We start from the raw sequence: 24,549 nt of genomic DNA on the forward strand, positions 1-24,549 counted from the left end.
ACCCTGACGTCTGTTCCGTGCCTCAAGCTATCACCCCTCAAAACAAGTGGGACTGGAAACTTTTGTTTCCAGTCCCACTATCGGGGTTCAGTTCAAACTGGAAACCCCTCGAACGCGGTTGAAATAGTTGCTGCTTAAGCGGCGGTAGTTTCTAGTTCTAGCTCGCTCGGGGTGGGCGCGCCGGAGCGGTCGGCGAGGGCTTTGGCGACGCGCAGCACGGCATAGGCGCCCACGATGACGGAGTACACCACGATGCTGATGACGGCCACTTGGTTGCCGGCTAGGGCGCTCGGCATCAGCAGCAGGGCCAGATGCACGTAGATGAGCAGGTAGAACGGATAGGCCAAGCGCTGCACGCGCTTCCAGGCGGCGGCGCTCATGCCGTGCTTCACGATCTGGAACGAGGTGACGCACAGCACGGTCATCAGCGCGGTGATCAGGGCGGCCAGGCCGAGCGAGAAGGCCAGGTTGCCGGTGAAGGCACTGCTGATGCGCGGGATGTAGGAGGCTCCGTAGAATACGATGTGTCCCACGGCGAAGATGCACGCCAGGATGGAAAGCTGCCGGCGGATGGGCATGAGCCGAGTGCGCAGGGCCGATTTCTCGCCGAGCACACCGACGAACATCACGATGGAGAACAGCAGGAAGGCCAGGGCGCAGCGCTGCATCAGCGGCTGGAACAGCGACCACGCATCGCCGCGCACGCCGACGGACGTTCCCCAGCAGTACAGTGCTACAAGCGCGATGGCGCCCAGATAGAACGGAACCGGGTATTTTTTCAGGGGTTTCGCACAGGCCCAGACCAGGGCAAAAGACAACATGAGGGCTACGATAAATCGCATAATGTCTCCTTCAATTACAGATAGACCGATTGCAACGACTATCTCCCTCTGCTGTCATAGTAGCAAAGGATACATTATTCAGCAACGAGAATTATTCCCAGTGGTTTAGGGCGATGCCGGGAATAGTCGCTGGGCGAAATGAAATGCCCAGAAAGTGTTTGCGATCCCTGACTTCTTCATAGTCGTTTTCTTCGCATTTCGACGGGTCTCGGTGCCAATGTCGGTACAACATTGGCAGCATGGGTGGCGACGGCATTTCCAACTTTATGGCTAGGTTTGCTTGTCAGCGCGAATGCGACGCTTCGCGCTAGGGGCGATTGAGATGAATAGGACACTTGGCGAGCGAATGGGTCGAAGAAAATGGGTATGTGCATTGACTGTCCTATAAGTGCATGATAGTATGAACGCGGTAACCGTCATACAAGTATAGGACGGTTGCACCTATGCATGGGTCGTATTGGAGAAAAGGGGAAGCGACCGTGCGCGGCACTTCCCGAACAATCAGAAGAGGGAGGGTCAACCATGAGCAATGATTTGACTCGACGCAGCTTCGTCAAGTGGGGCACGGCCACCGCCGGCGCCGCAACCCTCGCGGGCTTGACCGCCTGCGCGAATTCACCAGCGTCTTCCGAGACCTCGTTAGGCGATACCGGCATCGAAGCCTATCCGGGGGAGAAGGGCGATGGCCAATGGCTGACGGGCGCATGCATGAACAACTGCAGTTGCGAGCATTCCCGCTGCCTTTTGAGGGTGTATGTGGAGGACGGCGTGCCGCTGCGCATCCGCACCGATGAGGAGGAAGACTCTATCGAGGTGCCCCAGCGCCGCGCCTGCCCGCGCGGACGAGCGCAAATTAGTAATATGATGTCACCGGCGCGCATCAAATATCCCATGAAGCGCAAGGGCTGGAGCCCCGATAATCCCAACGGCGAGATGCGCGGCCGCGATGAGTGGGAGCGCATCAGCTGGGATGAGGCGCTGGATATCATAGCGAGTGAGATGCAGAAGGCCTACGACAACTGGGGTCCGAAATCTATTCTTGCCGCGGCCTACTCCGATATTGGCGAGGAGTACTTCGACCCCATCGTGTGTTTGCTGAATGCCAAGGGCGGTGCGGTGCATCACGATCTGGGCACCGTATCGCTTGGAGCATGGCCTTGCGTCGAGCTGTTCATGACGGGCAGCATCTTCGAGGCTCCCGACGCCCTGAGTCTCGCCGAGAGCCAGCTCCACTTCCATTTCGGCAACAACTGGGCAGCCAACAAGGCGGGCAACACACCGCTCCAGTTGAGCTACGCGCAGTCCGAGGGGGGTCGCCTCGTTATTGTGGATCCGTGGCTCAATCAGACGGCCGCCGCCATTGCCGATGAGTGGGTGCCCATCCTGCCCGGCACCGATACGGCGTTCTGCCTCGGTATGATGTATCACCAGGTGGAGAACAATCTGCAGAATCAGGAGTTCTTGGACACCTACTGCGTGGGATTCGATGCCGAGCATATGCCTGAGGGCGCCGACCCCAAGGAAAATTTCAAGGACTACTTGCTGGGTACCTACGACGGCGAGCCCAAGACGCCGGAGTGGGCCGAGGCCATCTGCGGTGTGCCTGCAGCAACAACGCGCCGCCTGGCTGAGGAAATCGCGAAGACTGAAAAAGTCGATTTCTTCGCCGGCCAGTCTACGACCAAGATTCCCGCCGGTGAGATGTTCGGTCAGGCCTTCTACACCTTGGCCTTCATGCATGGGGTGGGAACGCCGGGCAATTATGTCGGCTGGCTCGGCATGCACGAGCACGGCTATTCCACCACGCCCTATTGCTTTGCGGGAGATGCCTCCAACGGGGCCGGCAAGAACCCCGTCAATCCGCTGGCGCCTCCTGTCATTGTGCTCGTGCCCAATTGGGGCGAGATAACTGACAAGGATTCTTGGGAAAAGGTGGACTACACCGAGTGCTGGCAGTCGATTCTCGATGGCGCCTACGGGCGCGATTCCTGGCCTGGCGGGAAAAAGCCCATCGACATTCACGTCATTTACACGGGCGGTTATCAGAACAGCCTCAACTCGCTGCCCAATGCGAATGCCGGCATCAAGGTGTTCCGCAAGGTTGATTTCGTGTGGGGTGTCGGGCCGTTCTTCGATGCCTCGCGGCAGTACTGCGACGTGGTATTGCCTGCGGCCACGTGGTGGGAGAAGGGCAATATCGCCTGGAGCGTGAATGCCGAGACCGTGTATTGGGCTGATCGCATTATGGAGCCGCTGTACGAGGCGCGCCCCGAGACTGAGATCGCCGAAGAGCTGGCAAGCCGTCTTGGCCTGGATCCGAAGACGGTGAACACCATGACCGATGCCGAGCGCACCTATCACTCCTTCGCCGGCGCCATTAAGATGACTGATCAGGCCACGGCGGCCTATGAGCCGCTGTTCACCATCACTCAGGAAGACATCGATGCCCTGGGTGTGGAGGGCAAGCCCCAGGAGGGCAGCATCACCATCGCAGAATTCAAGGAGAAGGGTTGCTACAAGACCCAGCGATCCAAGGGCGACGCCCTTACCTATCGGCCCTTCGCGGCGTTCATTGCCGATCCCGAGGGCAATCCGGCGGCCACGGCGTCGGGTAAGTTCGAGATCCATAGTGCCACACTCTCGGCGGTCGTGAGCTCGCTCGGTTACTCCGTCATTCCGCCCATCGCGAAGTGGCAGATCGGTGATCCCGACCAGGGCGCCGGTACCCAGACTGAGGAGTACCCGCTGCTGTTGTGGACGCCCCATTCTCTGCGTCGCTCCCATACGGTGAACGACAACGTCGTCTCGCTGCGCGAGGCGTTCCCCCAGGAATGCTTCATGAGCACCGTGGATGCCGAGGCGCGGGGCATCAAGAACGGTGACTTGGTGCTTATGACGAGCCCTCACGGCAAGGTGCTGCGTCCGGCAAAGGTGCTGCCCACTTTAGTGCCAGGAGCTGCGGCGCTGCAGGACGGTGCTTGGATTCGCATCGACGAGGAGACGGGCATCGACTTGGGTGGCGACCCGAATATCCTGCAGGCTCCGAAGGCCTCGGGGCAAGCTTCCCAGTCGTGGACGGGCACCCTCGTACAGGTGGAGAAGTACGACGGGCCGCTGACGCTTGAGCCCGATAAGAACACGCCCATCGTTATGCCCGTGGGCATCGAGGAATAGGGGAGGTGCGCCATGACTCAGTACGCATTTCATTTGGACGGCGGCAAGTGCACGGGCTGCAAGACCTGCCAGGTCGCGTGCAAGGAAACCTACAAGTTGCCGGTAAACAACCTGTACCGCCGAGTGTATAACTATCAGGGCGGCAGCTGGAAGCCCACCGAGGCGGGCCACTACGTGCCCGACGGAGTGTTCGGCTACTTTGTGTCCCTGTCGTGCAATCACTGCACTGACCCGGCCTGTGTGGCCAACTGCCCTACCGGCGCCATGCAGAAGGACGAGGAGACCGGCATCGTGTGGACCGACCACGATGTGTGCATCGGCTGCCAAACCTGCGAGACGGCCTGTCCTTATAATGCGCCCAAGCTCGGCGAGGAAGAGGGCTACATGCTGAAGTGCGACATGTGTCGCGGTGAGGTAGCCACGGGCGGTAAGCCCATTTGCGTGATTGGCTGCCCCATGCGCGCATTGGACTGGGGGCCGCTTGACGACATGGTGGCGAAATACGGCGAGGGCGATATTGAAGTGGAGCCCCTGCCCCAGGACACCACGGGTCCCAACCTTATTCTCACACCGCACCCCAAGGCCCAGAAGTCGGGCTCGGGTACGGGTGCCGTGGTGAACTTGGAAGAAGAGCTGTAGGAGAAACCGTCAACCGCGAAAGGGGCGGCGCTTGCGGGCGCGGCCTCTTCCCGACCGAATGCAACGACGGATCGGAAGGGGCGCGCCCGCGCCGCGAGGCCGCCAAGGTGTGCCCCTTTCGTGAACCTTTGTAATGATGAGACAAATGGTTCTCAAGATTGTATAATCCCACTTGAGGCGGGTACCGGACAGATTCATCCCCCCTCCCTCCCGATTTGCCCGGTGCCCCGCCCTTTTATTTTTTCTGAGGTACTCTCATGAATACTCCCTTGCATCCAGAAGAGCTTGCCGCCGCCGAAGTGTGCTTTGCCGCGGTCGGGGCGCTGCTGTACGCCGAGCCGTCGGTGGAAACCGTGGCCGAAGCCGTGGCATCGCGCCAGTTCGCCGAAGCTCCCTACGCCGCCGACAATGCCTGGGCCTGCCGTGGACTAGAACAGCTGGATCAGTGGTGCGCGGAAGCGGCCGAAGCCGCGGGCGCGCAAACGGCCGGCGACGCGGGGACGCCCGAGGCGCCTGAGGCGCTCGATCCGGCTGCCGCGGCGGCCCTTCTTGCCGCCAGCCCCGCCTTCGTCGAGCGTGTGGACGCTCTGCGGCGCGAATGGCTGCGGCTGTTCGTGGGCTTGGGAACGCCGGAGGCCTCGTGCCTTGAATCCTTCTACGTGGAGCCCAACAGCCACATGTTCGGCCAGAACACCCTGGCCGTGCGCGCCGCCTACAAGCGCCACGGCCTGCAGGTGGAGCGCCTTCACGCCGAGCCCGATGACCATCTGGGGCTCATGCTGGGCTTCGTCGCCCACTTGATCGCCGCCGAGCGCGCGGCTTTGGAAACAGGCGATGCCGATCGGGCCGCGGCCTTGGCCGACGAGCAGCGGGCCTTCCTCGCCGACCATATTCTGCCGTGGCTCGCCGTGTGGCACTATGCGGTGGCCAAGCACGGGCGCACCGCGTACTTCCGCGGCGTGGGCGATTTCACCTTTGGGCTTGCGGCATGCTATGCTGAACGCTTCAACATTCGCTTCGACGAGGAAGCCCGGGTGTTCAAGCAGAGGAGATAGCGGCGTTGCCTTTGAGGGGAGGTGCGTATGCTGGGGTCGTTTGTGGTGCTGTATCTGTTTCTGGGCGGCTGCGGCGCCGGCGTGCTGCTGACCGCGTCGCTGTGGTCGCTGCTGTTCTATGGCACGCGCACCCGCACGTTCGAGCAGAGCCGCGCCTTCGGGGCCCTGGCGGGCAAGCTGTACGCCGGGGGCTTTCTGCTGCTGGCGGCCGCGGCCCTGTGCCTCTTGCTCGATCTCGGCCGCCCCCAGCGTTTCTTGTTGCTGTTCGTGCGGCCCACGCCCTCGCTGCTGTCGGTGGGCTCCTTCGTGCTGCTGGCGTCGCTTCTGTGCGCCGGCGTCCTGGCGGCCATCCACTTCGCTGCCATCTTGCGTGCGCCCAGCGCGGTGCGCAAAGGATTGGAAGGGGTGTGCGCGGCGCTGGCCGCGGCGCTCATGGTGTACACCGGCCTGTACATGGCCTGGATGGAGGCGGTGCCCCTGTGGAACAACGCCGCCCTGCCGGTGCTGCTGGCGCTGTCGTCGGCCTCCTCGGGACTGGCCGCGGTGCTTCTGACGGCGCCCTTCAGTCGGGATTGGCCGCTGCTTGGCGGCTGGGCCAATGCCCTGCACCGAGTGCACCGTCTGGTGCTGGCATTGGAGGCCGCGGCCCTGGTGGCCTTCGTGGGGCTGGCGGCTCTGAGCCCGTTCGCGCGCCCGTCGCTGGGGCTGCTGCTGGCGCCCGAGGGCCTGGGGGCCTGGTTCATCGGCGGTTTTGCCATAGCCGCGGTGGCGCTGCCCCTGGTCGCCGAGGTGGCGCGCGGTGTGACGCGCACGGCCGCGCCGCTTCTGGCCAGCGAGGTGCTCTGCATCCTCGGCGGGCTGATTCTGCGGTTCTGCCTGGTGCTGGCGGGAAGCCACTGGCTCGGGTGATACAATGCGAGCCGGTGAGAGACGACCGGTCGCGCAAGGCGCGGCCGCCAACAAGTTGCGGAGGACGCATGGCGCTGTTCGAGATAGACGAGGCAAGCGGGCTGCCCGTATGGGTGCAGCTGCGCAACCGGTTCGTCTACCTCATCAAGACGGGCCACTACCAGCCCGGCGACCAGCTGCCCAGCGTGCGCACCCTGGCTGCCGAGGCCGCCATCAACTACAACACCGTGAGCAAGGTGTACGTGAACCTGGAGAGCGACGGCTACGTGGAATCGGTGCGCGGACGCGGGGTGTTCGTGCGCGACATCGGGAACATGGCCGACGACGTGCGCTCCATCGCCGATACCGAGATCGAGGGCTGCATCCGCCGCTGTTTGGCCTTAGGGATGACCATCGACGAGGTGAAGCTGCGCCTCATCGATGTGGCCCACCGCATCCAGGACGAGAAATCCTAGCCGCCCTGTCGCGGGTAACGCCGCCCCGCCTGGGCACGCTGATGCCCCGTAGCCCCCTTCCCTGCAAAGGATGTGATTGCCGTGAAGAAACGCACCGAGAAGTCTTTCCGCGACGCCGACCAGAAGGCCTCGCCCATTGAGAAGTACAACTCCAACGTCGACCGCCGCACTTCGCAGAACGGCCCGCTCGTGTTCTCGGCCTTTGTGGCCGTGGCGGTGTTCCTGCTGGTCATGGCCGCCGGTTTCGCCTTGGTCGGCGACTTCACCGTGGGCGGTTTAGCCGTGGCGTTTCTGGTGGCCTGGGCCGCTACCATGTCGGTGCACATCGCCATGCAGTGGGAGAAGATCGTGGTGTTCCGCTTCGGCCGCTTCTCCCGCGTGAAAGGCCCGGGGCTCTACTTCACCATTCCCTTCATCGAGCAGACGGCGCTCAAGGCCGACCAGCGCATCATGGTCACGGGCTTCGGTGCCGAAGAGACGCTCACGAGCGATTTGGTGCCCATCAACGTGGACGCGGTGCTGTTCTGGATGGTGTGGGACGCGAAGAAGGCCTGCCTGGAGGTGGAGAACTACTACAACTCGGTGTCGCTGGCGGCCCAAACGGCTCTGCGCGATGCCATCGGGCGCGCGAGCGTTTCGGAGGTGGCCATCCGCCGCAACCAGCTGGACCAGGAGCTGCAGGAGGTCATCGAGGAGCGCACGAGCGTGTGGGGCATCACCGTGCTGTCGGTGGAGATCCGCGACATCGTGATTCCCCAGGGTCTGCAGGAAGTGATGAGTGCCGAGGCCCAGGCCGAGCGCGAGAAGAACGCCCGCATGGTGCTGGCCGAGGTGGAGAAGGATATCTCGGCCATGCTGGTGGACGCCGCCAACGTGTACGAGGAGAACGAGCTGGCCGTGCGCCTGCGCACCATGCACCTGCTCTACGAGTCGGTGAAGGGCAGCGGCGGCACCGTGGTCATCCCGAGCGCCTATTCCGAGGGCTTCTCCGACGCCGCTCTGGACAAAGCCATCGACGGCCTGAAAAGCGGGAAGTAGGGAAGCGCCGTGACAAAAACAAGGGGATTGGTGCAGGTTTTTCGACTTATATAGCGCCCGCGGCTGTCGCGGGACGTTGCATTGCTGCCGCGCGTCCACGAATGGCGGCGTTTTCCCTGTTCATGGGGTGTCTCTGTGGCGCCAACGATCGCGATGCCGTTTTTTTGCTGGCTCCAGATGCTATATAAGTCGAAATAGTTGCACGGCGGAGCCGGGTTTTGTCACGGGGCCGTGCGCGTCTTCGCGAGGATGGGAATCGTTTGGGGCTGCCGGTGGGCTAAAGCCCGCCCCTACGGTGGGCCCTGGGGTGGGTGAGAGCGGCTGCCCTGGTGGGCCCTGGGGTGGGTGAGAGCGGCTGCTCCGGTGGCTTTGGTGGGGGCGCCTTTGGGCCGTCCGCAAGGGGAATCGCCCGGGGGAGATCTGTCTTTTTCGGGGGTGGGGCGAAGCAATGCTATCATGGGCCCTATGAAGAAACTCGGAATCATAGGCGGCATGGGGCCGGCCGCGACGGCACGGCTGTTCGGCCGTATCGTGGAATTCACCACCGTCAGTACCGACCAAGAGCATATCGATGTGACGATCCTGTCCGATCCGGACGTGCCCGATCGCACGGGCTATCTGCTCGGTCGCGCTGGGGCAGTGGATTTCGTGCCGGTGCTCCAGCGCAAGGCCGCGGCCCTGCGCGATTTGGGCTGCGAGGTCGTGGCAGTGCCCTGCAACACGTCCCACGCCCGCCTCGATGCTATCGCCAGCGTCGCCCCCGAGCTCACGTTCGTGCCCATGCCCGACGAGACGGCGCGCTTCGCCGCCGCCGTGGGCTGCACACGGCCCCTTATCCTAGCTACCGATGGCACCTTGGCCTGCGAGATTTTCCAAACGGCGGCTGAGCGCGCCGGCATCCAGTGCGCAGTTCCCGCCGCAGACGTGCAGCCGCAGGTGATGGAAGTGATCTACGACTACGTGAAGGCTGGTCGCCCGGCCCCGGCGGCGCTCGTGCAGGGGCTGATCGCCCACGCCCGCGCCCTGGGGGCCGATGGCGTCATTCTGGGTTGCACCGAGCTCTCCACGCTGGGTCTGTCCGTGCGCTGCGACGGCCTGCCCGTTATCGATGCCCTGGACGTGCTGGCCTGGCGCAGCGTGATCGCCTGCGAGGCTCCCGCCCACGACCTTCTTGCCGATTTCGCGTAAGGGGAACCGGGCTGCGGGCGGGCGGCCCCAAGGCCGCCTGCGATGGCCATGGCGCGATGGGGCTCGGCTTTTCCGGATCTCCGCAGGGGTGGTCTTAGGGCCGTCCGTGTTGCGAGCGCCGCATCGCCCCATTCCCTAGCAGTACTCCCGCGGGGTGCGGGCGGACAGGAACAGGGGATTGATGTCTATCCGGGCGACGGCGCCCGGGGCTACCTCGCCGTCGGTCACGTCTACCATGGACAGGGACAGGTCCACCACGCCGAGCACGGGGTAGGGCCGCCCCTCGATGGTCACGGTCTCGGAGCTCTTCTGCATCCAGCGCTTGCCGGCGGCCAGCACCTGGTGGAAGTCGGACAGGGGCTTCACCTGCACGCCGAAGCCGTCTTGGGTGCCCACGGGCACGATGGCCGCCCGCGTCGCCCGCTTGGTGCGGAAGGCGCCGCCGTAGCCCATGGGGGTGTCGGCGGGGAAGTCCTTCACGTCGATGACCGGTGCCTCCAAAATGCCCACGCGCTCAAGGCCCGTGTCGGCGGCGGTGATCACGCGGCCCAGGAAGGCCGAACCGGCGCGTACGGCATCGAGCCGCGCCTCGGGCAGGTTGAACAGCGCCGGCGAGTTCGCCATGTGGCGCATGCCCACCTCATGTCCACGGGCCCCAAGCGCTTCGCAACAGGCGACGAAGCGGGCCAGCTGCGTGCGGGACGCTTCCAGATCCCCCAGGTTCGAGGCCCCGGGGAAGTGGGCGTAGATGCCCTCGATGGCCACGTCGTCTGCAGCGAAGCAGGCCTCAAGCCCCGCCAGGTCGTCGGGGGAGAAGCCGTAGCGCCCCAGTCCCACGTCCACCTTGATATGGGCGCGCGCCACGGTGCCCGCCGCCCTCGCCGCATCGCTCAGGGCCCCCAGCGCCGCTGCCGAGCCCACCGAGGCGATGCATCCCGCGCCCACGATGGCCGCCGCCTCGTCGGTCAGGGCCGTGGAGCGCAGCATGAGGATGTCGCAGTCGGTGCCCACAGCGTCCTGCAGAGGCGCGATGTCCGACAGCTCCGTGATGGCGAAGGCGCGGATGCCGCACTCGTGCAGGGTGGCCGCCATCCATTCCAGGCCCATGCCGTAGCCGTTGGCCTTCACCACGGCGATGACGGGTACGCCGGCGGCGCGCTGCACGGCGGCGGCATTGTGGCGGATCGCTGCTCGGTTGATGATGTATTTGCCCATGAAACGCTCCTTGAGGTACTATATCCAAACTTGCATTATACACGGTAGAAAGGTCGGCCCCTTGAATACGCAATCCTCCCCGCGCACGCTTCCGCTCATGGAGGAGAAGGATGTGGGACAGCGACTCGTTCCCGTGATCGTGGGCGGCACGTTTCTGGCCTACAGCTACGTGCGCGAGTTCAACCGCCGCTACGGCACCACCCGCTGTATCGTGGTCATCACCCAGGAAGTGAAGATGCTCACCACGAGCCGCTTCACCGACTGCCGCATCGTGCCCGAGGCCGCGCATCCCGAGGGGCTCTACCGGTGCCTCGAGGGCATCGCCGCCGAATTGCGCGCCGAGAACGAGAACCTGGTGCCACTGGTGCTCGGTTGCGACGACCGCCACGCTCTCATGTTCGCGGCGGGGAAGGACCGCCTGGAGGCGGCGGGTATCGTGGTGCCCTGCAACGATTTCGCCATGCTGGACCGCATCTCCCAGAAGCGCGGCTTCTACGAGCTGTGCGAGAAGATCGGCGTGCCCTATCCCAAGACCTGGTACTTCAATTGCGATCATACGGCGCCCGAGAGCCTGCCGGTGGACGAGTTTCCCTATCCGTGCATCGCGAAGCCCTCGGACACCACGAAGTTCCAGAACGCGAACGTGGCCCATAAGCGCAAGGCCTACGAGATTGAGTCGCCCGAAGAACTGGCCCAGGTGTGGGCCGACGTGCGCGCCTCCGACTACGACGGCGAGTTCCTCATCCAGGACTACATCCCCGGTGGCGACGAGGCCCTGCGCATCCTGAACACCTACAGCGACCGGGCGGGCAACCTGCGCGTGGTATCCGGCGGCATCACGGCCTTGCAGGACCACAGCCCCTCGGCGCTGGGCAACCCGCTGTGCATCATCGGCGACAAGGAGCCGCGGGTCATCGAGTACGCGCGGAAGTTCCTGAAGGAAGTGGGCTACGAGAACTACGGCAACTTCGACATCAAATACGACTCCCGCACCGACGACTACGTGTTTTTCGAGATCAACATCCGCGCCGGCCGCAGCACCTACTTCACGAGCCTGGCCGGGGTGAACTTCGTCACGTTGGTGGTGGACCAGTACATCTTGGGCCGCGAGGTGCCCGAGGTGGAGGCCTACGAGCCTTTCGTGTACTGCTGCGTGCCGAAGTACGTGCTGAAGCGCTCTATCACCGACAAGGACCAGCTCGAGCGCGCCCTCGCGCTGCTGAAGACCACGAAGGACCCCTATCCGCTGCATTACCTGAAGGATACACTGGCCCACAACTTCTGGTCCTACGCCATGTACTTCAACCAGATTCTGAAGTTCAAGCGCTACTTTTGGGATACGGGCGGACGCCAGTACAAGTAGGTATCGCCAAGAGCCAGCGTCTGGCAGATACGCGAAAGGACCCGCCGCAGCGGGTCCTTTTCGTTGGCGGGGAAGGCGGGGGCGGCCCCTACGCGCGGTCGCGCTGGCGGGCGCGCACGGGGTGCGGACGCTCCGGCGCGGTGCGCTCCACGAAGTACATGCGGTACCACATGAGGAACATCCACACGATGAAGATCTTGCGGCTGCGGTCGGCCCCGGCGCGGTGGTCGTCCAGGATGGCCATGAGTTCGTCGGTGTTGAAGAACTGCTCGGCCTCCGGGCCGGTGAACCAGGTGCGCACGCGCTCGTAGTTGGCGTCGTCGCGCAGCCAGTGGACGATGGGCACGGGGAAGCCGAGCTTCTCCTTCTGGGCCCAATCCTGGGGGATGGCGCAGGTGGATGCCTCGCGCAGGGCCACCTTCGTCTGCTCGGGGGTGACGCGCTGGGAAAGCGGCAGGGTGGCGGACACCTCGAAGACGCGCTTGTCCAGGAAGGGCACGCGGCTTTCCAGGGAGTGGGCCATGGACATCTTATCGGTCTTCAGCAGGATGTCGCCTACCAGCCAGTGGAACAGATCGACGTACTGCATCTGGGTGGCCTGGTCCAGACCGAGATCGATGGCCTCCTGGTAGGCCGGAGCCACCACGGCCTGGGGCGCTGGCGCGCCTGTGGGCTCCTTCAGCAGGCGATTGCGCTCTTCCACGGTGAAGGCCACGCCGTTGGCGTTGGTGTAGTACCAGTCGGCCACCTCCTCGCTGGCGCGCTCCAGGTAGTTCGCGCCGCGCAGACCCAGTTTGCGCAGGGCCGCCGATCCGGCCCGCAGCAGCGGCTTGGGAACGCTGTCCAGCTTACCGGAGGCCAAGGGGGCCTGGTAGATCTTGTAGCCGCCGAAGAACTCGTCGGCGCCCTCGCCGGACAGCACGGCCTTCACCTGATCGGAGGCCAGCTCGTCCACGAACCACAGAGCCACCGCCGACGGGTCGGCCGAAGGCTCGTCCATGTGCCACTGCACGAGCGGCAGCGCCTCCCAGTATTCGTCTTGGGTGATGTGCTTGCTCGTGTTGGCAATGTTCAGCTGCTCGGCCAGGTCGTGGGCCCACGACACCTCGTCGCGCTCGCCCTCGTACTCGGCGAAGCCCACGGTGAAGGTCTTGATGGCGGGGTTCTCCTTTGCCAGGCAGGCGGCCATGTAGCTAGAATCGATGCCGCTCGACAGGAAGCTGCCCACCTCCACGTCGGCCACGTTGTGGTAGCGCACGCTCTCGCGCATGGCGGCGTCGATGTCGGCCGCGGCCTCGTTAAAGCTGCGCTCGTCGTTGAAGTCGTAGGCCGGGCGCCAGAAGCGGCGCATCTCGGTGCTGCCGTCGGCGCGCACCGTGAGGCAATGGGCCGGGGGTAGCTTGAAGATGCCGGCGAAGAAGGTCTCGGGCAGGGCGCTGAACTGGAAGCTGAGGTACTGTTCCAAAGCCTCGCGGTTCAATGCGCGCTCGTAGGCCGGGTGCTCTAAGATGCACTTGATCTCGGAGGCGAAGATGAACTGGCCGTTTTGCATCGTGTAGTAGAAGGGCTTGATGCCGAAGAAGTCGCGGGCGCAGAACAGCGTGCGCTCGGCGCGGTTCCAGATGGCGAAGGCGAACATGCCGCGCACCTTGTCCAGGATGGCCTCGCCCCAGGCGATATACCCGGTCAGGAGCACCTCGGTATCCGACGAGGTCTTCAGCTGCCAGCCTTCTGCGGCCAGTTCGGCGGCGATGTCGCGGTAGTTGTAGATCTCGCCGTTGAACACGATGGCCCAGTCGCCGGCGGCGAGCGTGGGGGCCTCGCCCGCAGCGGCCGGCTCGCCGGCGCCGTGGGGCTCGGGCGAGGAGAGGGGGGAGTCCGGGCTGCCGTCGCGGCGCACCATGGGCTGGCTGCCGCCCTTAAGGTCGATCAGGGACAAGCGCCGATGGCCCAAGGCGATGCCGTCGGCGATGTAGAGCCCCTCGCCGTCGGGCCCGCGGTGGGCCATGATGTCGCACATGGCCTTCAGAACGGGCAGATCGCGCTCAGTGGCCTCGGTGAATCCGCAGATGCCGCACATGCTTGTCAACCTCTTTTCCCGATGTTGGGTTGCGTGAATTTGTTGCGTCAGCCATTGTAAACGAAAACGCGGGCCCGATACGCTATCATTGAATGGTTACACGAAGTCGCGAAAGGCCAGCGCAGAAATGTCCCAAACCAATTCGACGGCCGCCTCGGCCGGTACCGTCAGCCTCTGCGTGGCGCTCTCGCGCATCACGGGGTTCGCGCGGACCTGGGCCATGGCCTACGCGTTGGGCGCGACCTTCCTGTCCAGTTCCTACCAGGTGGCCAACAACCTGCCCAATCAGCTCTACGAGTTGGTGATGGGCGGTATGCTGGTGACCGCTTTTTTGCCAGTCTACATCGAGATGCGGCGCAAGGGCGGCCGGCGCGGCGGACGCGAGTACGCCTCGGCCCTGTTCACGCTGGTGGTGATCTTGCTCGGCATCGTGTCGGTGGCGGGCATGGTGTTTCCCCAGGCTATCATCTACACCCAGAGCTTCATGTCCGATCAGGACGCCATGGGCACAGCGGTGCTGCTGTTTCAGTTCTTCAGCATTCAAACAGTGTTCTACGGCGCCTCGTCGGTCGTGTCGGGCCTGCTGAACGCCCACCGCGAGTACTTCTGGTCGTCGGTGGCCCCTATCGCCAACAACGTCATCGTCATCGCGACGTTTCTGCTGTACGCCGTGGTGGCCCCGAGCCATCCGGCCGAGGCGCTCTACATCATCGCCCTGGGAAACCCCCTCGGCGTGGTGGCCCAGTTCGCCATTCAAGTGCCCCATCTGCATCGGGCCGGCATCAAGTTGACCTTCCGGCTGCGCATGCCCGCCGGAGCCCTGCGCGAGACGCTACGCATCGGCGCGCCGGCCATGCTGGTAATGGGCTTTTCCTTCGTCACGGTATCGGTGATGAACGCGGCGTCCTACTGCTTCGCCGACAACGGCCCGTCGGTCATCGCCTACGCGCGGCTGTGGTACACGCTGCCCTACTCGTTTCTGGCCATCCCCATTACCACGGTGATGTTCACCGAGCTGTCGGAGATGCATGCGGAAGGCAACATCCGCGGCCTGGTGCGCGGTATCCAGTCGGGCACGGCCCAGATCATGTTCCTGCTCATCCCCTTCATGCTGTATCTGATCGTGTTCGCCGATCCGCTCGTAGCGCTGTACCACATGGGCGCCTTCGAGGCCGACCGTATCGGCCAGATCGCCGACTTTCTGGCGGCCCTGGCCCTGGCGCTGCCCTTCTATGGGGTGAGCAGCTATCTGCAGAAGATCTTCAGCACCCTGCGGCGCATGGGCGTCTACGCGGTGCTCAGCATCGTGAGCAGCGTGGTGCAGGTGGTGTTCACCTTGGGATTCGCCTTCGGGGCCCAGGCGGGCATGGCCCTGCCGCTGGAGAGCGTGGCCTGGGGCTCGGTGCTGTTCTATGGGGTGCTGGACGTGAGCGCCTTTATCTACCTGCGGTGGTTCTACCCGTTTCTGCACTTCCGCTCCATCTTCCGCGCCAGCCTGCGCGGTCTGGTGATGGGCGGTGCCGGTGCCGTGGCGGGGGCCGCGGTGCTGGCGGGCCTGCAGCCGCTCATGGGTACTGCGGCCCAGAGCATCCCCGGGGCCTTCGCTCTGCTTCTGGTGGGCGGTGTGACCAGCTTGGCGGTCACCTTCGGCATCGCCCTGAGGCGGGACGTGCCCGAAGCGGCCCTCGTGCGCTCCTTCGCCGACAAGTTCCAGCGCCTCGGCCGCCGACTGCTGCGGCGCTCGGGGGTTCGCGGGTAATCCCGGGCGGCCTGGAGCCCGCCCCTACGAAGGGGTGCAGTCGCGCAAATCGCCCGGGTCGCCCGAACCGCCTTATTCGCAGGGGTGGGCTCCAGGCCGCCTGCAGCCCGCAATTCGCGCAGATGGACTATGCGGCCAGCAGCTGCTCGAGGGCGGCGAGCTTCACACAGCAGCAGAACACGTCCATGGCGGCGTCCAGCTCCTCTAAAGGTGGCAGCGACGGGGCGATACGGATGTTTCCGTCGGCGGGGTCGTTGCCGTAGGGCCAGGTGGCGCCGGCGCCGGTCATGGTGACGCCGGCGGCTTTCGCCAGCTCCACGATGCGGCGGGCGGTCCCGTCGGGTCCGTCGAAGCTGACGAAGTAGCCGCCGCGCGGGGTCGTCCAGGTGGCGACGGCCGCTTCGGTCAGCTCCTCGTCCAAACGACGGCACACCAGCTCGAACTTCGGTCCCATGAGCGCTCCGTGGCGCGCCATGTGCTCGGCCAGCCCCGCGCCCTCGTTCAGGAAACGGGCGTGGCGCAGCTGGTTCAGCTTGTCGTGGCCGATGGCCTGGGCGTTCATGTGGCGCTTGATCTCGGCCACGTTGGCCGGGCTCGCCGCCACGGCCGCCACGCCGGCCCCGGGGAAGGTGATCTTGGAGGTGGACCCGAACTTCAGGTAGCGATCGGGGTTGCCCGCCTCGGCGCAGGCGACGGCGATGTCGAGCACGGTATCCTGCTCGGAGGCGTCGGCGGAGAAGTGGTGCACGGCGTAGGCGTTGTCCCAGAAGATGCGGAAGTCCGGCGCGGCGGCGTCCATGGCCGCCAGGCGGCGCACCACCTCATCGGCATAGGTAGCGCCCGTGGGGTTCGAGTACTTGGGCACGCACCAGATGCCCTTCACGGCCTCATCGGCGGCCACGAGGCGCTCCACCTCGTCCATATTCGGGCCGTGCTCGTCCATGGCTACGGGGATCATCTCGATCCCGAAGGCCTCGCAGATGGTGAAGTGGCGGTCGTAGCCGGGCACGGGGCAGAGCCACTTCACCGCGGGCAGCTGGTTCCAGGGCGCCGCGCCCTGGGTGCCGAACAGCATGAGGCGCGCCATGGCGTCGTACATGGCCGTGAGCGAGGCGTTGCCCAGCACGATGACGTTGTCGGGCTCGTCGTCCAGCAGCGCGGCCATGAGCCGCTTCGCCTCGGGAATGCCGTCGAGTACGCCGTAGTTGCGGCAGTCGGTGCCGTCCTCGGCGATCAGGTCGGCATCGGCGTCCAGCACATCCAACATCGGCAGCGACAGTTCCAGCTGGGCGGCCGAGGGCTTGCCCCGGGCCATGTTGAGCGAAAGACCGCGGGCGACCATCTCGTCGTAGCGGGTTCGCACCTGCGCCAGCTCGGTTTCCAGTTCCGCCTTCGACATGTCTGCGTAGCGCGGCATCGTCCGTCCTTTCGCCGTAAAACTGCTCGTCTGCACAAGATAAAGACTATCACTACAGCCCGGTAAAGTATAATCCCATCGGTAAGGTTATCGGCACGGAATATGGCACTTCGCAAGAATGGCTGGCCATGCGGTGTCGGTTTCGGCAGGGGGTCCGCGCGCAGATTCCGCAGCGACGAGAACAGTCCGGTGGACTGTTCTCCAAAACGAGGACTGCCCGAGCACGGCGCCCCCTGCCGAAACCGACCCCCGGGGAGTCCCAAGCGTGTTGAACGGAATCTCACAGAATGGGGGAAAGAACATGATCGAAAGCGATATGCAAGTCGTCCTCGCCATGCTGCTCTACTTCGTGGTCGTGGTGGTCATCGGCTTCGTGTACGCCAAGCGCTCCAACTCGTCGAGCGAGGAGTACTTCCTTGGCGGCCGCGGTCTGGGCCCGTGGCTCACGGCCCTGTCGGCCGAGGCCTCGGACATGTCCGGCTGGCTTTTGATGGGCCTGCCCGGCGTGGCCTACTTCACCGGTGCGTCGGATGCCATGTGGACGGCCATCGGCCTGGCCATCGGCACCTACCTCAACTGGAAGTTCGTGGCCAAGCGCCTGCGCAAGTACTCCGAGAAGGCCGGCAACGCCATCACGGTGCCCGACTTCTTCTCCAACCGCTTCCACGATAAGAAGCACATCCTCATGACCATCGCCGCTATCATCATCCTGCTGTTCTTCACCATCTACACGGCGTCGTGCTTCGTCACCGTGGGCAAGCTGTTCGCCACGCTGTTCGGCTGGGACTACGGCGTGATGATGGTCATCGGCGCCATCATCGTGTTCCTCTACACGTTCATGGGCGGCTACCTGTCGGTGTGCACCACCGATCTCGTGCAGGGCACGCTGATGTTTCTGGCTCTGGCCACCATCTTCGTCGGCTCGGTCACGGCGGCCGGTGGCGTGGACAACACCGTCGCCTTCCTGCAGAGCATTCCCGGTTTCCTCTCGGGCACCGAGATCGCCACGCCGCTGCTCGACGAGGCCGGCAACCAGCTGATCGAGGGCAACGAGCCGATGTTCGGCCCGGCCGGCACCTACGGCATCATCACCATCGTGAGCGGGCTCGCCTGGGGTCTCGGCTACTTCGGCATGCCCCAGGTGCTCATCCGCTTCATGTCCATCCGCCACTCCGACGAGATCAAGAAGTCCCGTATGATCGCCATGATCTGGCTTGTGGTCTCCCTGTCCTCGGCGGTGTGCATCGGGCTCATCGGCCGCGCCTTCATCCCCACCGAGTTTCTCACCCAGTCGGCGGCCGAGTCGGTATTCATCGTGCTGTCGAAGATGCTGCTGCCCAGCTTCTTCTGCGGGCTGGTGGTCTCGGGCATCTTCGCCGCGGCCATGAGCTCGTCTTCCAGCTACCTGCTCATCTCGGGTTCGGCGGTGGCCACCAACATCTTCAAGGGGCTCATTAAGCGCGACGCCACCGACAACCAGGTGATGATCGTGGCCCGCATCACGCTGACCGCGGTGCTGCTGCTCGGCATCTTCTTGGCCATGGACCAGAACTCGTCCATCTTCGACATCGTGTCCTACGCCTGGGCCGGCTTCGGCGCCTCCTTCGGTCCGCTTATGCTGTGCGCCCTGTACTGGCGCCGCACCACGCTGCCCGGCGCCATCGCCGGCATGCTCACCGGTGCCGCCACCGTGGTGATCTGGAAGAACCTCATTGCTCCTCTGGGCGGCTGGTTCGCCGTGTACGAGCTGCTGCCCGGCTTTATTCTGGCGCTCATCGTGATCGTGGTGGTGTCCAAGCTGACGAAGGAGCCCGGCAAGGAGGTCACCGACGACTTCGATACCTACATGGAATTGGACGTGTAGGCGGTCAGCCGTCTGAGGGCGCGCGTCGGCGATCTCCCGATCTTCCCGGTCGCGGCCTTTCCGCTATACAGTTCCCCAACGGGGCGCCTCTTGCCGAGGCGCCCCGTTCGCGTTCGGGCTACCATCTTTCTGTTAGTCACGAGCAAGGGGGCAACCATGCTGAAAGCAGTTGAGATCAAGCCGGACGTATTCTGGGTCGGCGGCATCGATTGGAACGAGCGCAACTTCCACGGCTATACCACCGAGCGGGGCAGCACTTACAACGCCTATCTGATCTTGGACGAGCAGATCACGCTCATCGACACCTGCAAGCGCCCCTTTACCGGCGAGCTGATCGACCGCATCAGCGACATCGTGGATCCGGCCTCCATCGCCTATGTCGTATCGAATCACGTGGAGATGGACCATTCCGGCGGCCTGCCCGCCCTGGCCGCCATCGCCCCCGATGCCACTATCGTCACCGGCGAGCCCAAGGGCATGCGCGGGCTTCGCGCCCATTACGGCGACGGGCTGAATCTCATGGGGGTGAAGACCGGCGACACGCTGAACATCGGCAAGCGCACCCTCACCTTCGTGCAGACGCCCATGGTGCACTGGCCCGATTCCATGGTTACCTACGACGAGTACGACAAGATTCTCTTCTCCAACGATTCCTTCGGCCAGCACTATGCTTCTTCAAAGCGCTTCGACGACGAGGTGGGGCTGCCCGAGGTACTCGTGCAGGCGCAGAAGTACTACGCGAACATCGTGATGCCCTACGGCAAGAACGTAGAGGCGGCCTTAAAGGCGCTGGCGGCCTACCACTTCGACATGATCGCCCCGGCCCATGGCATCATCTGGCGCACCCACGTGCCCGAGATTCTGGACTGCTACCGTCAGTGGAGCAGCGGCGAGCCCGAGGAGTACGCGCTTGTGGTGTACGACTCCATGTGGCACACCACCGAGGCCATGGCCGTGGAGATCACGGAGGCCTTCATGGAGATGGGCATCCCCGCGCGCCTGCTCGATCTGAAGGTGAACCACATCTCCGATATCATGGCCGAGGTGCTGTGCGCTCGCTACATCGCTGTGGGCTCGCCCACACTGAACAAGACTATGATGCCCACGGTGGCGGCCTTCCTCTGCTACATGCGCGGCCTGGCCCCGGCCGGGCGCGTGGGCATCCCCTTCGGCAGCTACGGTTGGGCGCCCATGGGCCCCAACGAGGTGTACCAGCAGCTGGAGAGCTGCAAGTTCACCCTGCCCGAGGCCCCCTTCACCCATCAGTGGGTGGAGGACGAGGAGGGCCTCACGCGCCTTCACGACGAGGTCATCCAGTTCGTCAGCCTGTTTCACGCGAAAGCTTAGCCCGCGACGGTCCGGCCGCCGAGTCGGTTTCCCTAACGGCGGAATTTGTGCAACAAAGTTCGATAGGAAGACACGAGGGGGCTGAAAATCACCGTTTTCTTCCGCATTTCCCCGAAAATGCCCCTTCGTGTGCCTCCGGGGGACGTTCCCGTGTCTACCTATCGAACTTTGTTGCACAAAAGAGGGGTTTTGGAAAACCAAGAAGGCTCCCGTGGGGGAGCCTTCTTCATGGGGGAGGGACAAGGGATGTTTTGCATCGGAAGAGACCGGGGTCAGGATTGGGGAGGGGATATTTCGACCCCGGTCTTTTGACGGGAATGGTGGCTTAAGCGGGGGCGCCGCCTCCATTTGGAGCGCCGTCAGCGCCGGCCTCGCCGCCGGGGGCACCCCCCGGAGCACCGCCTCCGCCGCCCGGCCCGCCAGCGCCGCCTTCGCCGCCAGCTGAGGGCGGAGGACCTTGCATGCCCTTGTCGGACTGCTTGATGTCGGCATTGCCGGCGCCCAGCGTGCAGTAGCGGTTATAGTCCTCGGTAGCCAAGAACTCGCCCAGGGTGTAGCCGAGGCACAGGCACATGCCGATGGATACGCCGTTCATGATGCCGTTGTAGCCCATGGGGAAACGGCCGCCGGAAGTGTTGCCGCAGGCGAACAGGCCCTTGATGGGCTCGAAGCCCTGGCCCTGCACCTGCTGGCGCCCCGTGACGAGTAGGCCGGAGGTGGCCACGAGCGAGCCGCCGCCCACCCGCTTGCCGCAGGGGTAGCCGTAGAAGGGGCCCTCCTCGATGGGCCACATGGTCTCGGGGTCACGGCCGAATTCGGTGTCCGCACCGGCCTTGCGGGCGGCGTTCCACTTCTCTACGGCCGCGAGCGCGTTGGCCTTCACGCCCTCTTCCATGCCCATGAAATCGCAGAGCTCTTCAAGGGTATCGGCGCAGTAGAGGAACTTTCCAGAGGTGTCGTCCCCCTCGGCGCCCGATCCCACGGCCGCCTCCATGGTGGCCTGCACGTTGGCAATGGTCTCCTCGTCCCACTCCTTGGGGGCAAGATGCCCCGCCAGCTGGTTGAGGAAGACCTCCTTCCAGTCGCCGCCCCAGATGAGGTAGGCGCGGTCGCCCGGCTCGCGGGCGCCGGCGCAGCCGGACAGGAGCGGGCCGCCGAAGGCCTCGTTGCAGTAGCGCTCGCCGTACTTGTTCAGCCACAGGCACTCGACGCCCTCCATAGGGGACAGGGGGATGAAGGCGTGGCTGCCCATGTCGCCGCCGGTGGCGATCTCCACCTTGGCGCCGATGCGCATGGCCATGGCGATGCCGCTGCCGTCGCGACCCGACATGGCGGCGCAGTCAGCGTACTCGCCGAGTTCGTAGTTCTCGCGGCAGATGGCGTTGTACATGGCGGAGTTGCTTCCGATGTCTCCGCAGGCGAGCACGATGGCGCCGCCGTTGTACTGGTGGTACTCGCCGCTGTTGGAATCCTTGGCGATGACCCCGGTCACCTCGGTGCCGTCATCGTTGTGCACGAGGCGCACGGCGGCCTGGCCGAACACGAACTCGGCGCCGGCCTCGCGGGCCTTGTCCTGGGAGCGTTTCACGGCGTCGGTCATGCCCACGCTGCCGCCGAACTGACAGGTGCCCACGTAGGAGGTGAAGCCGTTCTTCTTGTAGTTGTAGCCGTCCACCACCGGCCAGTTGAGCGGGATGAGCTCGTCTTTCTCGGCCTCGGTGTAGCCGTCGATGAACCAGTCGAGCGCCTCGCCGGAACGGTTTGCGAATTGGGACACCAACGTCGGTTGGGCGCGGCCGGCGGCGTACATCTGGTACTCGTTCATGAAGTCGATGACCGAGTATTCCGGAATGCCCACGCGGTCGAGCTGCCAGGAGGAGTTCAGATGCCCGATGTCGTTGCCCAGGGCGCTGAAGGTGTCCTCGGGCTGCATTTCGACGACGATGACCTTCTTTCCAAGCTCGCTTGCGCGGCGCGCCACGGCGGTGCCGGCGTGCCCGGCGCCGCAGACGATGATGTCCGCGTCGGTTGTGCTGGCGATCTCGTCTTCGGCGATGGTCGGCTCCTCGCCGAGCCAGCCGGCGCCGAGAACCTCACCCATGGTCTTGCCCTGGTTGCCGGTAGCGGCCGCGGCGCCGGTTTCGGCCATGGAGCCGCCGTTGCCGGTGGCCTTGGCCTCGCCTTGGGCCTGCGGGCTGCATCCGGTGATCATCCCGGTGCTTGCGGCGCCCATGGCGAGTACGCCTGCGCCGCTCAGGAAGTGGCGGCGGCTGAGCGCGATGCGACCGCGCAGCGCGCTGATTTCACCAGCTGCGCTGTTGCTCTCGTGATGGTTTTTCATCCCCATCCCCTTTCTCGATTGTCTCCTTGTGGCCGCCGTGCCCGGCGGTCGTGGCATATGATGGGACAGAGGGCGCGTTCCATCCATACCGACGGGGTGGTGAAATGAGCGCCGGACCCTCACCATGAGAGGGTGATTTTGCTATTTTCCCAGGTGGGATGAAGAGCTGTTTCCATTGTGGTGAGGAGGGCCGCTAAAGAGCGTCGTATAATGAAGACGCTGATTTGAAGGCCTCGGGCGCATTGGGGGAGGAAGGGCCATGGCTGGAAACGATGGGGATGATCGTCCCTTCACGGGGACGGAGACGGGGCGCAGGGCCGATTCGGCGGCAGGAGCCGGCGCGTTTCTCTCTGTTCATTTCGACGCCGTCCGAATACGTCTGCTCATTGGGTTTGCCTCCTTCGTAGCGTGGGTGAATCTGCTCATCTGCTTCGAGGGGCTTCTGCGCGACACCGTGGCTTACGGCGGCGGCGTTGTGCGCGATCCTTTGTTTGTGGCGGCCATGCTCGTAGCGGGGGTTGTGCTCATCGTCGCTGCGACGTGCGCCCCCCGCGTTTTGGCGGAGAAGGGGCTGTCGCCGCGTGGCATAACCTGGGGCTTGGCGTTGCTGGGCGTGCTGGGAGGCGCATCCGGCGTTGTCGGGGTCGCCCTCTCGGCTCTCGCCATCTCCAATACGACTGCGGTGTGGGTGGCCGCCACTGCTTTGGGCTGCATGACGGGGCTCTTCGTGGCGGCTTACACCTTGGCGTGGGGATCGGTCGTCGCCGCCTTCGATATGCGCGAGATTCTCGTGGTGATCTGCGCGGCCCTGTGCCTGCAGTGGGTGCCCTTCGTGGGCGTTGTGCTGATGGGCTCGCTTGGCAAGGCCGCCCTCGCGGCGGGATTGCCGCTTCTCTCGTGGTGGTGCCTGCGAGGCTTCGTCGACGAACTTGCTCAAACTCGCTCAGCGCTCGGGGCGCGACGTGCGCGCAGCGAGGGCGCAGCCGGCCGGATCGCCCGCGGCGATTTCGTAACCGGACGTGTGGCCGCCGCCCTTTTCTGCTTTGCCTTTGTCGTGCAGTTCGTCTGGACTTGCAATATCGTCATGGGCGAAGAGCCGCTTTCCGAGGGGCTGTTCTGGCTCGTGTACGTTTGCGTGCTCGTCGTTTCCACTCTGACGATGGTTGTTATCCTGGGGCTTATGGAGCGTTGGCGTTCCTATCGCATGGAGCTGTTCTATCGCATGGCCTTCGCGTTTGGCGTGCTCGGCTCGGTGGCTCTCCCGCTTGCCTACAACCACCTGTTTTTCTCTTACGCGGTCATCTACGTAGCCTATGCTCTCATCGTCGCTACGATGTGGATGCTTGCCTGGTCGGTGGCGTTCATGCGGAAGGTGCCCTCGCCGCGTGTTATCGGCTGCGTGTTCGGCTTGCAGTACCTGGCGCTTCCCTGCGGTTTCGCCGCGGCCAAGCTCATGCAGTGGTGGGCTGGCGCTCAAGCGTCCTCGGGCCTTCTGCCCTATGTGGGTTTCGCCGCGGTCGCCGTGCTGGTGGTTGCCTACGTGCTCGTGCTGCCCGAGCGCACGCTGCTCTTACTGTCGCCGCGCCTTCTGAGGCTTTCCCATGAATCTTTGGACGAGCGGTGCGGCGATGTGGCTCGCGCCTTTGGCCTCACCGAGCGGGAGGGGGAGGTTTTCGCGCTGCTCGCCCGCGGGCGCGATGTGGGCTATATCGAGCAGGCGCTGTTCATTTCGCGCAATACGGTGAACACCCATCGCAAGAACCTCTATCGCAAGCTCGGCATCCATACCCAGCAAGAACTGCTCTCGCTCATCGAGGACGGCTTGGCCTAGGGGCTGCACTGCTAAAACGGGGGGCGAGCTCG

General features: G+C 64.4%; 17 protein-coding genes. 12 read left to right on the top strand and 5 right to left on the bottom strand.

Annotation, left to right across the window (positions count from 1 at the left end; genetic code table 11):
* Positions 1–134: 134 nt before the first annotated feature.
* Positions 135–842, bottom strand: coding sequence for a ferric reductase-like transmembrane domain-containing protein (locus tag G503_RS0109560; RefSeq protein ID WP_028027394.1), 708 nt, complete (start codon positions 840–842; stop codon positions 135–137).
* Between the two features lie 522 nt (positions 843–1,364).
* Here G503_RS0109560 and G503_RS0109565 point away from each other — a divergent pair.
* The 7 genes from G503_RS0109565 (at position 1,365) to G503_RS14715 (ending at position 9,300) form a co-directional block, all read left to right on the top strand.
* On the top strand, positions 1,365–4,016 hold the full coding sequence (locus G503_RS0109565; RefSeq protein WP_028027395.1) for a molybdopterin-dependent oxidoreductase: 2,652 nt from the start codon (positions 1,365–1,367) through the stop codon (positions 4,014–4,016).
* Positions 4,017–4,028: 12 nt separating this feature from the next.
* Positions 4,029–4,655, top strand: a complete 627-nt coding sequence (locus G503_RS0109570; RefSeq protein ID WP_028027396.1) for a DMSO/selenate family reductase complex B subunit — start codon at positions 4,029–4,031, stop codon at positions 4,653–4,655.
* A 257-nt stretch (positions 4,656–4,912) separates the two neighbouring features.
* Positions 4,913–5,710, top strand: a complete 798-nt coding sequence (locus G503_RS0109575) for a TorD/DmsD family molecular chaperone (RefSeq protein ID WP_028027397.1) — start codon at positions 4,913–4,915, stop codon at positions 5,708–5,710.
* A 27-nt stretch (positions 5,711–5,737) separates the two neighbouring features.
* The gene (nrfD, locus tag G503_RS0109580) at positions 5,738–6,619 is read left to right on the top strand and encodes an NrfD/PsrC family molybdoenzyme membrane anchor subunit (RefSeq protein ID WP_028027398.1); all 882 of its coding nucleotides are present in this window, start codon (positions 5,738–5,740) and stop codon (positions 6,617–6,619) included.
* Between the two features lie 68 nt (positions 6,620–6,687).
* Complete coding sequence (locus tag G503_RS14710) at positions 6,688–7,074, top strand: GntR family transcriptional regulator (RefSeq protein WP_035022756.1); 387 nt, start codon at positions 6,688–6,690, stop codon at positions 7,072–7,074.
* 81 nt (positions 7,075–7,155) lie between these two features.
* Positions 7,156–8,112, top strand: coding sequence for a slipin family protein (locus tag G503_RS0109590; protein ID WP_028027399.1), 957 nt, complete (start codon positions 7,156–7,158; stop codon positions 8,110–8,112).
* Positions 8,113–8,577: 465 nt separating this feature from the next.
* Positions 8,578–9,300, top strand: a complete 723-nt coding sequence (locus G503_RS14715) for an aspartate/glutamate racemase family protein (RefSeq protein ID WP_169628165.1) — start codon at positions 8,578–8,580, stop codon at positions 9,298–9,300.
* A gap of 135 nt (positions 9,301–9,435) precedes the next feature.
* Here the strand turns inward: G503_RS14715 and G503_RS0109600 are convergent, their stop codons facing one another.
* Complete coding sequence (locus G503_RS0109600) at positions 9,436–10,515, bottom strand: alanine racemase (protein WP_028027400.1); 1,080 nt, start codon at positions 10,513–10,515, stop codon at positions 9,436–9,438.
* Between the two features lie 112 nt (positions 10,516–10,627).
* On the opposite strand from G503_RS0109600, the gene G503_RS0109605 reads away from it, so the two are divergent.
* Complete coding sequence (locus G503_RS0109605) at positions 10,628–11,878, top strand: carboxylate--amine ligase (RefSeq protein ID WP_235715539.1); 1,251 nt, start codon at positions 10,628–10,630, stop codon at positions 11,876–11,878.
* 88 nt (positions 11,879–11,966) lie between these two features.
* Here G503_RS0109605 and asnB read toward each other — a convergent pair whose 3' ends face one another.
* Positions 11,967–13,958: an asparagine synthase (glutamine-hydrolyzing) gene (gene asnB / locus G503_RS14720; protein WP_051191112.1), complete on the bottom strand. Its 1,992-nt coding sequence runs from the start codon at positions 13,956–13,958 to the stop codon at positions 11,967–11,969.
* 127 nt (positions 13,959–14,085) lie between these two features.
* On the opposite strand from asnB, the gene murJ reads away from it, so the two are divergent.
* Complete coding sequence (gene murJ / locus G503_RS14725; RefSeq protein WP_051191113.1) at positions 14,086–15,717, top strand: murein biosynthesis integral membrane protein MurJ; 1,632 nt, start codon at positions 14,086–14,088, stop codon at positions 15,715–15,717.
* A 127-nt stretch (positions 15,718–15,844) separates the two neighbouring features.
* Here the strand turns inward: murJ and G503_RS0109620 are convergent, their stop codons facing one another.
* Positions 15,845–17,134: an aminotransferase class I/II-fold pyridoxal phosphate-dependent enzyme gene (locus G503_RS0109620; protein WP_028027402.1), complete on the bottom strand. Its 1,290-nt coding sequence runs from the start codon at positions 17,132–17,134 to the stop codon at positions 15,845–15,847.
* Positions 17,135–17,435: 301 nt separating this feature from the next.
* On the opposite strand from G503_RS0109620, the gene putP reads away from it, so the two are divergent.
* Together putP and G503_RS0109630 are read left to right on the top strand one after the other, a co-directional pair.
* Positions 17,436–18,998, top strand: a complete 1,563-nt coding sequence (gene putP, locus G503_RS0109625) for a sodium/proline symporter PutP (RefSeq protein WP_028027403.1) — start codon at positions 17,436–17,438, stop codon at positions 18,996–18,998.
* A 156-nt stretch (positions 18,999–19,154) separates the two neighbouring features.
* Complete coding sequence (locus G503_RS0109630; protein WP_028027404.1) at positions 19,155–20,345, top strand: FprA family A-type flavoprotein; 1,191 nt, start codon at positions 19,155–19,157, stop codon at positions 20,343–20,345.
* 325 nt (positions 20,346–20,670) lie between these two features.
* On the opposite strand, the gene G503_RS0109635 is transcribed toward G503_RS0109630, so the two are convergent.
* Complete coding sequence (locus tag G503_RS0109635; RefSeq protein WP_028027405.1) at positions 20,671–22,686, bottom strand: FAD-binding protein; 2,016 nt, start codon at positions 22,684–22,686, stop codon at positions 20,671–20,673.
* A gap of 259 nt (positions 22,687–22,945) precedes the next feature.
* Between G503_RS0109635 and G503_RS0109640 the strand changes: the two genes are divergently transcribed.
* Entirely contained in the window at positions 22,946–24,517 is a 1,572-nt protein-coding gene (locus G503_RS0109640) for a response regulator transcription factor (protein WP_028027406.1), read from the top strand.
* The last annotated feature ends 32 nt before the right edge of the window (positions 24,518–24,549 follow it).

This window comes from Adlercreutzia mucosicola DSM 19490, from assembly GCF_000422625.1.
Lineage (GTDB): Bacteria > Actinomycetota > Coriobacteriia > Coriobacteriales > Eggerthellaceae > Adlercreutzia > Adlercreutzia mucosicola.

Excerpts from the sequence above, each read along its gene's own strand:
- G503_RS0109560 (WP_028027394.1), bottom strand. The coding sequence starts at position 842 with ATGCGATTTATCGTAGCCCTCATGTTGTCTTTTGCCCTGGTCTGGGCC.
- G503_RS0109570 (WP_028027396.1), top strand. The coding sequence starts at position 4,029 with ATGACTCAGTACGCATTTCATTTGGACGGCGGCAAGTGCACGGGCTGC.
- G503_RS0109630 (WP_028027404.1), top strand. The coding sequence starts at position 19,155 with ATGCTGAAAGCAGTTGAGATCAAGCCGGACGTATTCTGGGTCGGCGGC.
- G503_RS14715 (WP_169628165.1), top strand. The coding sequence starts at position 8,578 with ATGAAGAAACTCGGAATCATAGGCGGCATGGGGCCGGCCGCGACGGCA.
- G503_RS14710 (WP_035022756.1), top strand. The coding sequence starts at position 6,688 with ATGGCGCTGTTCGAGATAGACGAGGCAAGCGGGCTGCCCGTATGGGTG.
- G503_RS0109635 (WP_028027405.1), bottom strand. The coding sequence starts at position 22,686 with ATGAAAAACCATCACGAGAGCAACAGCGCAGCTGGTGAAATCAGCGCG.
- asnB (WP_051191112.1), bottom strand. The coding sequence starts at position 13,958 with ATGTGCGGCATCTGCGGATTCACCGAGGCCACTGAGCGCGATCTGCCC.
- putP (WP_028027403.1), top strand. The coding sequence starts at position 17,436 with ATGATCGAAAGCGATATGCAAGTCGTCCTCGCCATGCTGCTCTACTTC.
- G503_RS0109620 (WP_028027402.1), bottom strand. The coding sequence starts at position 17,134 with ATGCCGCGCTACGCAGACATGTCGAAGGCGGAACTGGAAACCGAGCTG.
- G503_RS0109565 (WP_028027395.1), top strand. The coding sequence starts at position 1,365 with ATGAGCAATGATTTGACTCGACGCAGCTTCGTCAAGTGGGGCACGGCC.
- G503_RS0109600 (WP_028027400.1), bottom strand. The coding sequence starts at position 10,515 with ATGGGCAAATACATCATCAACCGAGCAGCGATCCGCCACAATGCCGCC.
- G503_RS0109575 (WP_028027397.1), top strand. The coding sequence starts at position 4,913 with ATGAATACTCCCTTGCATCCAGAAGAGCTTGCCGCCGCCGAAGTGTGC.
- G503_RS0109640 (WP_028027406.1), top strand. The coding sequence starts at position 22,946 with ATGGCTGGAAACGATGGGGATGATCGTCCCTTCACGGGGACGGAGACG.
- nrfD (WP_028027398.1), top strand. The coding sequence starts at position 5,738 with ATGCTGGGGTCGTTTGTGGTGCTGTATCTGTTTCTGGGCGGCTGCGGC.
- murJ (WP_051191113.1), top strand. The coding sequence starts at position 14,086 with ATGTCCCAAACCAATTCGACGGCCGCCTCGGCCGGTACCGTCAGCCTC.